Genomic DNA, 15,097 nt, shown 5'->3' with positions numbered 1-15,097 from the left:
GACGGCGGCTCGCTTTGCAAAAGCGGCAAAGTAAGCAAAACGCTCTTGCCCCACCACTCGGCACCTCGCTCAGGCTCGGTGTACCCGTAATCCGACAGCGTGGTTTGACGGGGCGCTTAAGATCAAAAGCAGATCAAGATCAAGAGCGGCTCGCTTCGCATCGTAGTTACGGGGTGTGCGGCAGCTGCAAAGTTATGTAAATACCCATGCCCCGATCAGGGTGTGTCAGTCAATACAGGTTTAACTGGCTTACGGCTACCTGGAGCAAGCCCCCTCCCACATTGGCGGATTGTCAGCGGTTCAACGGTGCGACGAAGCGACTGTCCGCCGCGCTGTAGATCCAGGGCTCATCCACATCTGTCACCTTGAAGCGCAGGCTCTGCGAGCTGCTCGCCGGCTTATCGGCCAGCAGTGCCACTGACACCGGTATATCGACGATTTCTCCGGGCGCGAGGCTGAGCCGGGTCTTGCCCTGCAACTGGAACCCATCGGCATCCACCAGCTCCACCCGATAGTCCTGGCGTTGCTGGGTCTTGTTGATGACCTTGAGGCTGTAGATGTTCTCGATCAAACCCTGGCTGTTTTCGCGAAACATGCCGCGGTCCTTGGTGACATCCAGCGACACCATCGGCCGTTCAATCAAGGCCACCACCAACGCGGCAATCATTACCAGCAGTACGGCACTGTAGCCGATCAGGCGCGGCCTGAGCAGATGAGTCTTGCCACCCTGCAGTTGGTGTTCACTGGTGTAGCTCACCAAACCACGGGCATAGCCCATTTTGTCCATGATCGAGTCGCAGGCATCAATGCAGGCCGCGCAGCCGATACATTCCATTTGCAGGCCGTCGCGGATATCGATGCCGGTAGGGCACACCTGCACGCACAGCTGGCAATCAATGCAATCACCGAGCCCTGCATCGGCTGGCTGCACTTCGCGTTTGCGCGGGCCACGGCGTTCGCCGCGGGCGGTATTGTAGGAAATGGTCAGGGTGTCTTTATCAAACATCACGCTTTGGAATCGCGCATACGGGCACATATGCATGCACACCGCTTCGCGTAACCAGCCGGCATTGATGTAGGTAGCGCCGGTGAAAAACAGCACCCAGAACAGGCTCACCCCGCCGATTTGCCAGGTCAGCAGTTCGACGGCGAGAGGACGGATGGGCGTGAAGTAGCCGACAAAGGTCAGCCCGGTCAGCACGCTGATGCCCAGCCACAGCGTATGTTTGGCTGAGCGTCGCGCGAGTTTGTTCAGGCTCCACGGGGCCGCCTGCAGCTTGATACGCTGGTTGCGCTCGCCCTCGGTGATCTTTTCACACCACATGAACAGCCACGTGAACGAGCTTTGCGGGCAGGTATAGCCGCACCAGACGCGGCCGGCAAACACCGTGATCGCAAACAGGCCGAAGGCACAGATGATCAGCAGCGCCGAGAGCAGGATAAAGTCCTGCGGCCAGAAGGTGGCGCCGAAAATGTGGAACTTGCTGTGCGCCAGGTCCCACAGCACGGCCTGGCGCCCACCCCAGTTCAGCCAAACGGTGCCGAAAAAGGCCAGGAACAGCAAAGCCGCTCCGCTGACACGCAAGGTGCGGAACAGGCCGGTAAAGCTGCGGGTATGGATCAGGTTATCGCTGGATTTGGCCTTCACCTTCTTTGGGTGTATGGGCTCAAAGGTTTCCACGGTTGGGATTCGTTCGCTCATGGTCGTTCGCTCATCAGCCTCCATCAGGCCAATGCACTATGGGCGACGGGCTGTTTGCATAACAGACTCAGCTAGGGCGATATAAAGCGGATCAGATGGGCTGGATGTATCCGTCTGCGTCAATGTGCTGCACCCCAGCGTCAATAAGGTGCAGCGATCGATCGCAGGGGCTGACGCAGATCAATTAAATCACCGAACCCGGTTCGTCGGCCTTCACATGCTGACGGCCATCGGTGGCGCCTTCAACCGTCAGGGCGTCCGCCTCGGCTTCGGTGATGTAGATGCGAGAACCCGCCAATTCCAGATAAGACATGGCTTTGTCGTGATCGGTAAGGATGGTCACTCGGGTGGCGGGCAGGCTTTGTTCCTGGCCGTTTTCGTCGAGCGTGAAGTAGCACAGATGATTTTCGATGCGTACGGTCATGACGATCTCCGTTTTGTGAACTGTGCAGCGTTAGGCGAATGCCATGCGCACGGGTTCCGGGCAACTGACTGGCGGTCTGTGCGGTCTATTCTTTACTCATAATAAAAGGAGCGCATCCATGGACGTCTGGTGGCAACAAGTGTGGCAAACCCTGCAAGCCGAGTTCGCCGACATCGCCGATGCCCGGCAACTCACTCAAGTGACTGTGCGCCTGCTGATCGCTGCGATCCTGGGTGGCATCCTGGGTTTTGAGCGTGAACACAAGGGCAAGGCGGCGGGCGTGCGCACCCATATGCTGGTGGCGCTTGGCGCGGCGCTGTTCGTGCTGGTGCCGCAGATGTCCGGCAACCAGGCAGACGCCATGAGCCGGGTGGTTCAGGGGGTGATTGCGGGCATCGGCTTCCTTGGCGCCGGCACTATCCTCAAGGGCAAGGAAGATGAAGAAGGCCAGCATGTGAAGGGCCTGACCACGGCTGCCGGGTTGTGGATGACCGCCGCCATCGGGGTGGCGGCGGGCATGGGGCGTGAATCGACGGCGGTACTCAGTACGTTGCTGGCGCTGGCGGTGTTCAGCATCATGCCGAGAATCGTCAAGTTAGTGGAAAAGTGATACCCAGCCATCAGGTCATGATGTTGCTTTGGCGCACCTCACCAAACACCTTCAGTACAAAGGATGGCTTGCCTGGAGCGTCAGCAATGACTACCACGCTGACTTTGTTATTGGGCGAATATTGAATCTGTATCTCCCCGTTCGACTCCGGGGTGCGTTCAACCCATCGCAGCGAGGCGTTCAACTGTTTCTGAATGCCGGTCAGGTTCAATTTGTCTTGGGATTTGAAATTCCGGATCTCTTGAGGAGACTCGAGTGTGGATTCGCTGACAGAGCGGAAGCTGTACGTTGCAGGGCTGTCGTGGCCAGTGTCGGAGGCCGCTGGCGGTGGCGTGGCATCGGCTTGCGACGCGTCGAGTTTTTCCTTGGCCAGCGAATCGCAGGTATTGCTTAAGGTTTTATAGGTCGAGTCCATCCTGGAATAATGTTGTTTGATTTTGGCTAACTCAGCGAGTGAGTTATCGAGACGGCCAAAAGAGCTCGAGGCGTCGCCGTCAAATGCCCCGAGCAGGGCCTCGATATTTTTAAAGGCGAATTTATTCATTACCTCTTCTGTTGTTTTATGCTTGGCTGAGTTCAGGTTCCTGGCACCGGCATTGAGCACGACGCTCATCTCTTCAAATTTTTTGCGGTTCGCTTTGGCGTCGGGCCCACGTAACGCTGCGCGCCTGTTTTCTGGCTGAAAAATCCATTCGAGTTCGGACTTGATTGCACGAGATTGGGCAGAGTCCGGATTGCCCTGTAGCGCGTTGATTGTTTCCGGGGTCAATAGTGTATGAGTATCGCTCACGCGTTTCGTCGCGTCTGCGTGTTGCTCAGGAGAGGTCTGATTGGAACGCGTGTCAGGCGATTGCTGTGCACGGTCCGGTGCCTTGGGCGTAACGGACCAGTTCGGGCCAGCGTTGAGCAACGCATCCACCTGCTGCTGTGTTGGCCGGCCCTGAGCGTGGGCGCCGCTGGAGTCTCCAGGTGGCGATGGCTGCGTGCCGGAAAGGTGCTGAAGGTTGATAGTCGACATGGTGTCCTCGCGATAGGATCAGAACTTCCCATCGGAAGATGGGTTGAGTGCGAGGTAAATATATAAACCCGCAGTCACGCGAGCATTCAGGCTTGTTCCCAGTGTCTGTAGGAGAGTTCGTTTTTTTGCGGCTCGCTCGAGCTGAAGAACAGCCTGGCCCCTCCCGAGCGAACCTCCATCATTGTGACTCAGACGATAACCGGCGGCGTGGTCGTGGGCGGTTCTTGCGCTGCGGGTGGCTCATCTTCAGGGGGTTCCTGCTTTGGCGCCGGCGTCGGCTCCGAAGGCGGCAAGGGCGGGGCATCGATATTCGGATCTTCGGGCTCAGGGGGTATTGGGATATTCATCAGTGTGGCCTCCTTTGTGCTTGGCTCTATGGGTGGACCATTGCCTTGGGGAATTGATTCCCCGCCCGGCGGCCACATATCCACCTGAACTTTTGCCGCGCGCCCAGGCTCGGACTTTAAACGGCCCTGCTCAGGGAGAGCGTCGCCGTACTTGAATTCGGATCAAGCAAAGAGCGTCCACGGGGCGTAAGGGGAAGATGCTCGATGACTGCTGAAATACTGGCTCCAGAGGGCTGCGCACTGCCGTTGTCGCAAGCGCTGTTGTTACCCAGGATCGCTATCGAAAGCACCATGCCGGTGATCGACAAGGGGGAATTTGCCGTCAAGGCCGTGGTCGGCCAGCGCGTCAATGTCACCAGTAAAGTATTCGCCGATGGCCACGACAAACTGGCGGTGCTGATCCGCTGGCGCGCGCTGGAGGATGAAAGCTGGCACAGCGTGGTCATGACTGATGTCGGTAACAATGGCTGGGAGGGCGCGTTCACCGTCGCCCACCTCGGCCCGCATGAATACTGCATCGAGGCATGGATCGATACCTTCGCCAGCTTCTGCTATGAACTGCGCAAGAAACACGAGGCCGGGGTGCCGGTCAGCCTTGAATTGCAGGAGGGCCGTAGCCTGGTGTTGCAGGCCGCCGAGCGCAGTGACAACGAATTGCGCGACCGCTTGATGTTGTTGCACCACGAATTGTCGGGCCTGCTGGAAACCGAGCAGGTGGCGTTGTTCCTGCACGAAGACAGTGCACACTTGATGACCCAGGCCGATCATCGCGCTTATCTGAGCATCAGCCCGGCCTACCCGATTGACGTAGAGCGTGAGGCGGCGCAGTTCGCCAGTTGGTATGAGCTGTTTCCCCGCTCGATCACTGACGATCCGGCCCGCCACGGTACATTCAACGACGTGCACTCGCGCTTGTCGATGATCCACGACATGGGCTTTGACGTGCTGTACTTCCCGCCGATCCATCCCATCGGCCGCAGCCACCGAAAGGGCAAGAACAACTCACTCACCGCCGGCCCCGATGATCCGGGCAGCCCCTATGCCATCGGCAGCGAGGAGGGCGGGCACGAGGCGATTCACCCGCAACTGGGCAGTCGTGAGGATTTCCGTCGCCTGGTCAAAGCCGCTGCCGACCACGGCCTGGAAATTGCGCTGGACTTTGCCATCCAATGCTCCCAGGACCATCCGTGGCTTGAACAGCACCCTGGCTGGTTCAACTGGCGCCCCGATGGCACGATTAAATACGCAGAGAACCCGCCGAAAAAGTATCAGGACATCGTTAACGTCGATTTCTATGCGGCGGATGCGATTCCGGGCTTATGGACAGAGCTACGCGATATTGTGGTGGGTTGGGTGGAAGAGGGCGTGAAGACCTTTCGCGTCGATAACCCCCACACCAAGCCGCTGCCATTCTGGCAATGGCTGATCAGTGATGTCAGGTCCAAATACCCTGAGGTGATCTTCCTCGCCGAAGCCTTTACCACTCCAGCGATGATGGCGCGCCTGGGCAAGGTCGGCTATTCCCAGAGCTACACCTACTTCACCTGGCGCAATACCAAGGCCGAGTTGAGCGAGTATCTGACCCAATTGAACCAGTCGCCGTGGCGCGAATGCTACCGACCGAACTTCTTCGTCAATACTCCGGATATCAACCCAGGCTTTTTGCACCAGTCCGGACGCCCTGGCTTCTTGATCCGTGCCGCGCTGGCGACCATGGGCTCGGGCCTGTGGGGCATGTATTCAGGCTTTGAACTGTGCGAAGCCGCGCCAGTGCCGGGCAAGGAGGAATACCTGGATTCGGAGAAGTACGAAATCCGCCCGCGGGACTTCACTGCCCCCGGCAACATCATTGCCGAGATCGCCCAACTCAACCGTATCCGTCGGCAGAACCCGGCCCTGCACACACACCTGGGCCTCAAGCTCTACAACGCCTGGAACGACAACATCCTGTATTTCGGCAAGCGCAGCGAAGATGGCACCAACTTCATCCTGGTGGCGGTCAACCTCGACCCCTTTAACGCTCAGGAAGCCCATTTTGAACTACCGCTGTGGGAGCTGGGCCTGCCGGATGACGCCCAGACCCAGGGTGAAGACTTGATGAACGGCCACCGTTGGACCTGGTACGGCAAGACCCAATGGACACGGCTTGAACCGCAGATGCCCTTTGGAATCTGGCGCATCACCCATTCCCCAGGCTGATGGAGATCCCCTGTGGGAGCTGGCTTGCCTGCGATAGCGATTTGTCGGCCACCATTTCAGGTACTGACAGACCGTTATCGCAGGCAAGCCAGCTGCCACACTGGATCGCATTCCGTCTGCAGAACTTTAGTGTTTTCAGGAGTTCCCGATGGCGAAGAAACCCAAGACAGCCACCTTCATCAAAGACCCGCTCTGGTACAAGGATGCGGTGATTTACCAGGTTCACGTCAAATCCTACTTTGACTCCAACAATGATGGCATCGGTGACTTCCCCGGGCTGATTGCCAAGCTCGACTATATTGCCGACCTTGGCGTGAACACCATCTGGCTATTGCCGTTCTACCCCTCGCCACGCCGCGATGATGGCTACGATATCGCCGAATACCGTGGCGTGCACAGCGACTACGGGACCATGGCCGATGCCAAACGCTTCATCGCCGAGGCGCATAAACGCGGGCTGCGGGTGATCACGGAGCTGGTGATCAACCACACCTCCGACCAGCACCCCTGGTTCCAGCGTGCGCGCAAGGCCAAGCCTGGCTCGGCGGCGCGGGATTTCTACGTGTGGTCGGACGATGACCAGAAGTACGACGGCACGCGCATCATTTTTCTCGATACCGAAAAATCCAACTGGACCTGGGACCCGGTCGCCGGCCAGTACTTCTGGCACCGCTTCTACTCCCACCAGCCCGACCTCAACTTCGATAACCCGCAGGTCATGAAGGCCGTTCTGTCGGTGATGCGCTATTGGCTGGACCTGGGCATTGACGGCCTGCGTCTGGACGCCATCCCCTACCTGATCGAACGCGACGGCACCAACAACGAAAACCTGGCTGAAACCCACGACGTCCTCAAGCAGATTCGCGCCGAAATCGATGCCCATTATCCCGACCGGATGCTGCTGGCCGAAGCTAACCAATGGCCCGAAGACACGCAGCTGTATTTCGGTGAGCGTAAAGGCGATGACGGCGATGAATGCCATATGGCCTTCCACTTCCCGCTGATGCCGCGCATGTACATGGCGCTGGCCCAGGAAGACCGCTTTCCCATCACCGATATTCTGCGCCAGACCCCGGAGATTCCCGCCAATTGCCAGTGGGCGATTTTCCTGCGCAACCATGATGAGCTGACCCTGGAGATGGTCACCGACAGGGAGCGTGACTACCTGTGGAACTACTATGCCGCAGACCGCCGCGCCCGAATCAACCTGGGTATTCGTCGCCGCCTGGCGCCGCTGATGGAGCGTGATCGTCGCCGTGTCGAGTTGCTCAACAGCCTGTTGTTGTCGATGCCGGGCACGCCGACTCTGTATTACGGCGATGAGATCGGCATGGGTGACAACATCTACCTGGGCGACCGCGACGGTGTGCGTACGCCGATGCAGTGGTCTATCGACCGCAATGGCGGCTTCTCCCGTGCCAACCCGGCCAGCCTTGTATTGCCGCCGATCATGGATCCGCAATACGGTTATCAATCGGTCAACGTCGAGACCCAGGCCCAGGACCCGCATTCGTTGCTGAACTGGACCCGGCGCATGCTCGCGGTGCGCAAGCAGTCCAAGGCCTTTGGCCGTGGCAGCCTGAAAATGCTCTCGCCGACCAATCGGCGCATCCTGGCTTACACCCGTGAATACACAGGGGAAGACGGCCACACCGAAATCATCCTGTGCGTGGCCAATGTGTCGCGCAGCGCCCAGGCAGCGGAGCTGGACTTGTCTGCCTTCGCCGGCATGGTGCCGGTGGAGATGCTCGGCGGTAATGCCTTTCCACCGATTGGCCAGCTGAATTTCCTGCTGACCCTGGCGCCCTATGGCTTTTATTGGTTTGTGCTGGCGACGGAAAACCAGATGCCAAGCTGGCATGTGGAACCGGCGCAGAGCATGCCCGACTTCACCACTCTGGTACTGAAAAAACGCATGGAAGAATTACTCGAAGAGCCTTGCCGCACCAGCCTGGAACAAGCCTCATTGCCAGCCTGGTTGCCCAAACGTCGCTGGTTTGCCGGCAAAGACACGGCGATCGACAGCGTGCGCATCACTTACGGCGTACGGTTTGGCGACCCACAGCACCCGGTATTGCTCAGTGAAATCGAGGTCAGCAGTGGTGGTCAGGTCAGCCGTTATCAACTGCCGTTGGGCTTTCTCGGCGAAGATCAGGTGAGCAGCGCCTTGCCCCAGCAATTGGCCCTGGCCCGGGTGCGACGTACCCGCCAAGTAGGGTTGGTGACCGATGCCTTCAGCCTTGAGCCTTTCATCCGTGAAGTCATCCAGGCCATGCAGGCAGGGACCGTGCTCAACTCCAGTGAGGGCGATCTGCGGTTTGAGGCGACCGGGCACCTGGCCGGGCTGCAACTGACTCACGAATCGCCGGTGCGTTACTTGTCTGCCGAGCAGTCCAACAGTTCGGTGGTGGTGGGCGAAAGCCTGGTGCTCAAGCTGATTCGCAAAGTCAGCGCCGGGGTACACCCGGAGCTGGAAATGAGCGCCTACCTGACGGCCGCCGGCTACCCGAATATCTCGCCTTTGCTGGGCTTTATGAGCCGCCGCGACGCGCAGGGGCAGGACAACCTGCTGATGATTGCCCAGGGCTACCTGAGCAACCAGGGCGATGCCTGGAGCTGGACCCAGAACAACCTGGAGCGGGCGATCCGTGACGAGTTGGCCGAGGCTATTTCTGAACAGGAGCAGCACTACAACGCCCTTGGCGAACTGGCGGATTTCGCCGCGGCGCTCGGCCAGCGCCTGGGGGAAATGCATGGGGTGCTGGGTGCGCCAACGGATGACAAGGACTTCAAACCGCAAATCACCACCGCCAAGGATACTCAGGCCTGGGCCAAGGATGTCGGCGCGCAGATCGAGCGTGCGCTGCAATTGCTCAAGCTTCATCAAAGCCAGTTGAACCCCGCTGACCAGGCGTTGGTCAGTGAGTTACTGGTACACAAAAAAGCCATCGCCGGGCATGTCCAGGCATTGGCGAAGGCCACGGTCGGCGGGCTGCGGATTCGTGTCCACGGTGACTTGCACCTGGGCCAGGTGCTGGTGGTCAAGGGCGATGCGTACCTGATCGACTTTGAAGGCGAACCTGCGCGGCCGTTGCATGAGCGGCGCGGCAAGCACAGCCCCTATAAAGATGTGAGCGGGGTGCTGCGCTCCTTTGACTACGCGGCGGCCATGGCCCTGAATGTGCAAGCAGTGGATCAGACACCGCAAGCCAACACTGCGCGCAAGCGCGTCACCGATCGCTATCTGAGTGAAGCCCGCGAGGCATTTACTCAGGCTTATCAGACGGCGACGTCTACACTGGCGCATGATTGGCAGGATGCCAACGGCCAGGACGCAGCGCTGACGTTGTTCAGCCTGGAAAAGGCCGCGTACGAAGTGGCCTACGAAGCGGAAAATCGCCCGACCTGGTTGCCGGTGCCCTTGCAAGGGCTGCATGGCTTGCTGAGCGGGCTTACACCTAAATCGAAACCTGTACGCGGTGGGGAGACGTCATGAGTTTTACACATAAAGAACCGCTGCAGCCCAAGTTGACTGCATTGCCGGCGTCCAAGGACGTCGAAGCGCTGGTGCGCGCCGAACACCCGGATCCGTTCTCGATCCTGGGCCCGCATGACGACGAGCAGGGCGGGCAGTTTATTCGCGCCTTTCTGCCCGAGGCGCTCAGCGTTCAGGTACTCAGCCGGGATGGCGGTGAAGTGCTGGGCAGCCTCGATGCAACCCAAGTGCCAGGCTTGTTTGTCGGGCAATTCAGCACGCGCCAGCCGTACCTGCTGAAAATCCAGTGGGCGGGCGGTGAACAGATTACCGAAGACCCCTACAGCTTCAGTCAATTGCTGTTGGGGGAAATGGACCTTTACCTGTTTGCCGAAGGCAATCACCGCGACCTGGGCAGTTGCCTGGGGGCCCAGGTGACCAGTGTCGATGGCGTGCAAGGTGTGCGCTTTGCGGTGTGGGCACCGAATGCGCGGCGGGTTTCGGTAGTGGGCGATTTCAATATCTGGGACGGTCGCCGCCATCCGATGCGCCTGCGTCACCCCTCCGGTGTGTGGGAGATTTTTATCCCGCGTTTGCAGCCGGGCGCTGCCTACAAATACGAAATCCTCGGGGCTCATGGGATCCTGCCGCTCAAGGCCGACCCGGTGGCGCTGGCCACTCAACTGCCGCCCGACACGGCCTCCAAGGTCGCCGTACCGTTGCAGGTGGACTGGCAAGACCATGATTGGATGCAAGCCCGGGGTGACAAGCAGAAATCCACGGCGCCCTTGTCGATCTACGAGCTGCACGTGGGCTCCTGGCAGTGCGAGCTGGACGAGGCCGGCGAGGTCGCCCGTCAATACGGCTGGCGTGAACTGGCGGAGCGCTTGATCCCCTACGTGCAGCAACTGGGCTTCACCCATATCGAGCTGATGCCGATCATGGAGCACCCCTTTGGTGGTTCGTGGGGCTATCAGGCTTTGTCGCAATTCGCCCCGAGTGCACGCTTTGGATCGCCCGAGGATTTCGCCTGGTTCGTCAATGCCTGCCACCAGGCGGATATCGGCGTGATCCTCGATTGGGTGCCGGCGCATTTCCCCACCGATACCCACGGCCTGGCGCAGTTCGACGGCACAGCGCTGTACGAGTATGCCAACCCGCTGGAAGGCTTTCACCAGGACTGGGACACGCTGATCTACAACCTGGGCCGTACGGAAGTGCACGGCTTCATGCTGGCCTCGGCCCTGCACTGGCTCAAGCATTTTCATGTGGATGGGCTACGGGTGGATGCGGTGGCCTCGATGTTGTACCGCGATTATTCGCGCAAGGCCGGCGAGTGGGTGCCCAACCGCCATGGCGGGCGCGAGAACCTGGAAGCCATCGATTTTCTGCGGCATTTGAACGACGTGGTCGCCCTTGAAGCGCCCGGCGCGCTGGTGATCGCCGAGGAATCGACGGCGTGGCCGGGGGTCAGCCAGCCTACCCAACAAGGTGGCCTGGGGTTCAATTACAAGTGGAACATGGGCTGGATGCATGACTCGCTGCATTACATCCAGCAAGACCCGGTGTACCGCGCCCATCATCACAACGAGCTGAGCTTCGGCCTGGTATATGCGTGGTCCGAGCGGTTTATCTTGCCGATCTCACACGATGAAGTGGTGCACGGCAAGCACTCGCTGATCGACAAGATGCCGGGAGATCGCTGGCAGAAGTTTGCCAACCTGCGCGCCTATCTGAGTTTCATGTGGATGCACCCGGGCAAGAAGCTGTTGTTCATGGGCTGCGAATTTGGCCAGTGGCGCGAATGGAACCACGACCAGCAACTGGACTGGTATCTGCTGCAATACCCTGAGCACCGTGGGGTGCAGAAGCTGGTGGGCGACTTGAACCGCCTGTACCGCGAGGAGCCGGCGCTGCATGAACAGGATGATGCTCCCCAAGGCTTCCAGTGGCTGATTGGCGATGATGCGATCAACAGTGTTTACGCCTGGCTGCGCTGGAGCAAGGACGGCCGGCCGGTGCTGGTGGTTGCTAACTTTACCCCGGTGCCGCGTGAAGGCTATGCGGTTGGGGTGCCGTACGGCGGGCGTTGGAGTGAGGTGATCAACAGTGATGCGGACACTTACGCCGGTTCCAACTTTGGCAATGGGGGAGAGGTGTTCACCCAGGATGAGCCGCGTCATGGGCAACCGGTGTCGCTGTCGTTGAACCTGCCGCCGTTGGGCGTGTTGATTCTGCGTCCGCAGGAGCTGTAAGGGCGCTGGATTGGCGGATGCAGTTGTTCCCGATACTGGCAGGGTGCCACAATGGCGCCTTTGCCGTCGCAATCGACACAGGCGCATTGCATGAACAGCTTTGGGCATGGGCAAGATCAGGATCCCATCATCGAGCAGCAAGTGCGAACCGACCGGTTGCACCAACTGTTTCGCCAGTCGTTCTCGGCCGTCTTCGGTAGTTATCTGGGGGCCGCCATGCTCTGCTGGCTGTGCTGGGATCGCTTCGATCATCGAATCATTCTGGTATGGCTGGTGCTGCTGGGTTGCTCGTCACTGCTGCGCCTGCACATGTTCGTGCAGTGGTTTCGTTGCCCCGACAGCGAGCGCACCCCAAAGCGTTGGGAGCGGCGTTACTGGATCACGCTGATGTTGTCGGCGGGCATCTGGGGAGGTGGGGCGCTGGCGGTGATGCCGGTTGATGACCGTGTGTCCCAGGTACTGGTGATGCTCTTTACCGTAGGGATGTCAGTCAGTGCGGTGTCCTGCTACTCGGCCTATCGCTACATGACCCTGAGTTCGATGGCGTTGGTGCTGTTGCCCTGTACGCTGTGGCTGTTGTTCCAGCCGGCACCGATGCAAGTGGGTGTGGCCCTGGCAGTGCTGGTGTTTTCGTCCTTTGTGGTGACGGCCACCTGCAAACTGTCCGATGCGCTGGAAAAAGCCTTCCGCCTGACACGGCAAATGGAGCGTACACACCGTCTTTCAACCCGCGCGGCCCAAACCGATGAGCGCGACGGGTTTGAAGACCTGCACCGCTAAGGCTCAAGGTCGTGATCAGGTGGCTGTAGCGGTCTGATCCTTGGACATCGCCCTCACCAACGCCCTGGCGACCTGTTCGGCGGAGTAGGGTTTGGCGAGGAACTCAAACCCCTCATAACCGCTGTCCGCCAGCTCTTCGCTGTAGCCTGAGACAAGTACCACCGGCAGGTCCAGACGCCGCTCACGCAGCAGTCTGGCCATCGCAACGCCGGTCATCCCCGGCATGACCACATCCGAAAAAATCGCGTCGAAGGCTCGGGCGTCGTTGCCAGCGAGGGCCAGTGCCTGCTCGGCGTTGGTCGCCCAAGTGGTCTTGTAGCCCAGGTCCTTGAGGATCTGGCTGGCGAAACGTCCCACTTCCAGGTTGTCTTCCACGATCAGAACATGCCGTTGGGCAGCCTCCTGCGGCGATACAAGTTGCTCCTGTTCGTCCTGCTGCGGGGCGGGTTCGCCTTCCACTTGGGGCAAATACAAGGTGAACACAGTGCCCAGGCCGAGGGTACTTGTCACATCGATGTTGCCGCCCGACTGTTTGGCAAAGCCGAAGACTTGCGACAGGCCCAGCCCGGTGCCTTTGCCAACGGCCTTGGTGGTGAAGAACGGCTCGAAGATACGGTCGATGGTGTCGCCGGCAATACCGGTGCCGGTGTCGGTCAGAGAGATGCTGATGTACGGCAGGCGTGACTCGGCGTCACCGCGGATGCGCGGCAGCGCTTGCTGTGTGGCGACCTTGAGGGTCAGGGTGCCCTGGCCGTCCATTGCGTCGCGAGCATTGAGTGCGATGTTGAGCAGCGCGGTTTCGAGCTGGCTGGGGTCAATGCGTGCGTAGCACGGCTGATCGGGCAACTGCACCTGTACATGAATGCGGGCGCCGGTGACACTTTCAAGCATCTCGCCGATGTTGCGTACCCGCTGGCTGACATCCAATACCTGCGGGTTCAACGGCTGGCGACGGGCGAAGGCAAGCAATTGGCTGGTGAGTTTACTGGCCCGCTCCACGGTGTCGGAGACGGCGCTCATGTAGCGCTGGCGACGCTCTTGCGACAAGTTCGGTTGGCGCAGGAAGTCCACTGACGAACGAATGATGGTCAGCAGGTTGTTGAAATCATGGGCGACGCCGCCGGTCAGTTGGCCTATGGCTTCAAGCTTCTGTGACTGGCGCAACGCGGCCTCGGCCTGGGCCAGCGCGAGGGTGCGCTCTTCCACGCGCTGCTCCAGCGTGGCGTTGAGTTCGGTGTAGGCCGCCAGGCCCTCGCGTACGGCTGCATCGGCGCGCACGCGCTCGATGTGCGCCCAGGACCGTTCGGTCACTTCACCCAACAACGCCAGATCGTAGGGCGACCAGTAGCGGGGCTGTTTGTCATGCACGGCCATCAACGCCGTGAGACGTCCATCCTTGATCAGCGGCACGCAGATGGTGGCCGTGACGCCCAGCGCCTGAAAGGTTGCCGACTCATCGGCGGGCAGTTCGATCAGGTTATCGCGGATCACCAGGGGCTGACCGGCCCGCAGAGCACTCACCGCGCGTTCGCCGAACGCCGCCAGGCTGTAGTGGCCGATGATGCTGGGTGAGCCCTGCGCCGCCCAGTCGCCACGGATAGTGAAACCATCTTCATCCTCATCCATATCGGCATAGGCGCAAATCGACACTTGCAGGTGTTGCGCCAGCAGTTGGGTGGTCGATGTCATGATGGCTTCGGCGTCGGTGGCGCTGGCCACGGCGTTGCCGATGGCATCCAGCACCGCCAGGCGACGGGCGAGGAATACGGTGGAGGTGGTCTCGGTCACCGTATCGAGCATGCCCACCACGTTGCCTCGGGAGTCGCGGATAGGGCTGTAGCAAAAAGTGAAATACGCCTGTTCCGGCGCACCATTGCGCTTGAGCATCAGCGGGAAGTTTTCAATATAGGTGGCATGCCCGTCGAACGCCGCGCTGGCGATGGGGCTTATCTCGCTCCAGGCCTCGTGCCACACCTCGCTGAAAGGGCGGCCCAGTGCCTCCGGCTTGTTGCCCAGAATCGGCCGGAATGCATCGTTGTAGAGCGTAATCAACTCAGGCCCCCAAACGATGGCCTGGGGAAACCTGGAAGCGAAGCACAGCGCGACGGTGGTCTTCAATACATCGGACCACTGCTCCAGCGGGCCGAGGGACGTACTGGCCCAATCATGCTGGCGGACCCGCTCGGCCATGTCGCTGCTGCCTTGCAGCCAATTCATCATGGGGTCAACACCTTATCTACCGCGGTTCGACTATTGCCTGAAACGTCAGGTTGCCAAGCAACAGACC

General features: G+C 59.9%; 9 protein-coding genes and 1 pseudogene. 5 read left to right on the top strand and 5 right to left on the bottom strand.

What is annotated here, in order from left to right; translation table 11 throughout:
* Positions 1-292: 292 nt before the first annotated feature.
* Entirely contained in the window at positions 293-1,702 is a 1,410-nt protein-coding gene (ccoG, locus tag PSEBG33_RS12585; RefSeq protein WP_005788560.1) for a cytochrome c oxidase accessory protein CcoG, read from the bottom strand.
* A gap of 184 nt (positions 1,703-1,886) precedes the next feature.
* A complete protein-coding gene (locus PSEBG33_RS12590; protein ID WP_005788559.1) occupies positions 1,887-2,126 on the bottom strand; it encodes a DUF3203 family protein in 240 nt (79 codons plus the stop codon).
* A gap of 118 nt (positions 2,127-2,244) precedes the next feature.
* On the opposite strand from PSEBG33_RS12590, the gene PSEBG33_RS12595 reads away from it, so the two are divergent.
* Positions 2,245-2,736: an MgtC/SapB family protein gene (locus PSEBG33_RS12595; RefSeq protein ID WP_005788557.1), complete on the top strand. Its 492-nt coding sequence runs from the start codon at positions 2,245-2,247 to the stop codon at positions 2,734-2,736.
* 10 nt (positions 2,737-2,746) lie between these two features.
* Here the strand turns inward: PSEBG33_RS12595 and PSEBG33_RS29370 are convergent, their stop codons facing one another.
* Positions 2,747-3,754, bottom strand: a complete 1,008-nt coding sequence (locus PSEBG33_RS29370) for a M10 family metallopeptidase C-terminal domain-containing protein (RefSeq protein WP_005788555.1) — start codon at positions 3,752-3,754, stop codon at positions 2,747-2,749.
* 188 nt (positions 3,755-3,942) lie between these two features.
* Positions 3,943-4,101, bottom strand: coding sequence for a hypothetical protein (locus PSEBG33_RS29570; RefSeq protein ID WP_164699486.1), 159 nt, complete (start codon positions 4,099-4,101; stop codon positions 3,943-3,945).
* A 204-nt stretch (positions 4,102-4,305) separates the two neighbouring features.
* Here PSEBG33_RS29570 and PSEBG33_RS12600 point away from each other — a divergent pair, with 204 nt between their 5' ends.
* The 4 genes and pseudogenes from PSEBG33_RS12600 to PSEBG33_RS12615 all read left to right on the top strand — a co-directional run.
* Positions 4,306-6,300 carry an alpha-1,4-glucan--maltose-1-phosphate maltosyltransferase gene (locus tag PSEBG33_RS12600; protein ID WP_005788553.1) on the top strand — a complete coding sequence of 665 codons (1,995 nt, stop codon included), beginning with the start codon at positions 4,306-4,308 and terminating at the stop codon, positions 6,298-6,300.
* A 148-nt stretch (positions 6,301-6,448) separates the two neighbouring features.
* A complete protein-coding gene (treS, locus tag PSEBG33_RS12605) occupies positions 6,449-9,796 on the top strand; it encodes a maltose alpha-D-glucosyltransferase (RefSeq protein WP_005788552.1) in 3,348 nt (1,115 codons plus the stop codon).
* Positions 9,793-12,030, top strand: coding sequence for a 1,4-alpha-glucan branching protein GlgB (glgB, locus tag PSEBG33_RS12610; protein WP_005788551.1), 2,238 nt, complete (start codon positions 9,793-9,795; stop codon positions 12,028-12,030). Before treS ends, glgB begins: the two co-directional genes overlap by 4 nt.
* Positions 12,031-12,081: 51 nt before the next feature.
* Positions 12,082-12,789, top strand: a pseudogene (locus PSEBG33_RS12615) (GGDEF domain-containing protein); the annotation flags it as partial.
* 36 nt (positions 12,790-12,825) lie between these two features.
* Here PSEBG33_RS12615 and PSEBG33_RS12620 read toward each other — a convergent pair.
* The gene (locus PSEBG33_RS12620; protein WP_005788548.1) at positions 12,826-15,030 is read right to left on the bottom strand and encodes a GAF domain-containing protein; all 2,205 of its coding nucleotides are present in this window, start codon (positions 15,028-15,030) and stop codon (positions 12,826-12,828) included.
* Positions 15,031-15,097: the final 67 nt, after the last annotated feature.

It is taken from the genome of Pseudomonas synxantha BG33R (assembly GCF_000263715.2).
Classification (GTDB): Bacteria; Pseudomonadota; Gammaproteobacteria; order Pseudomonadales; family Pseudomonadaceae; genus Aquipseudomonas; species Aquipseudomonas synxantha_A.
This window is presented reverse-complemented; position numbering and strand designations above follow the sequence as displayed.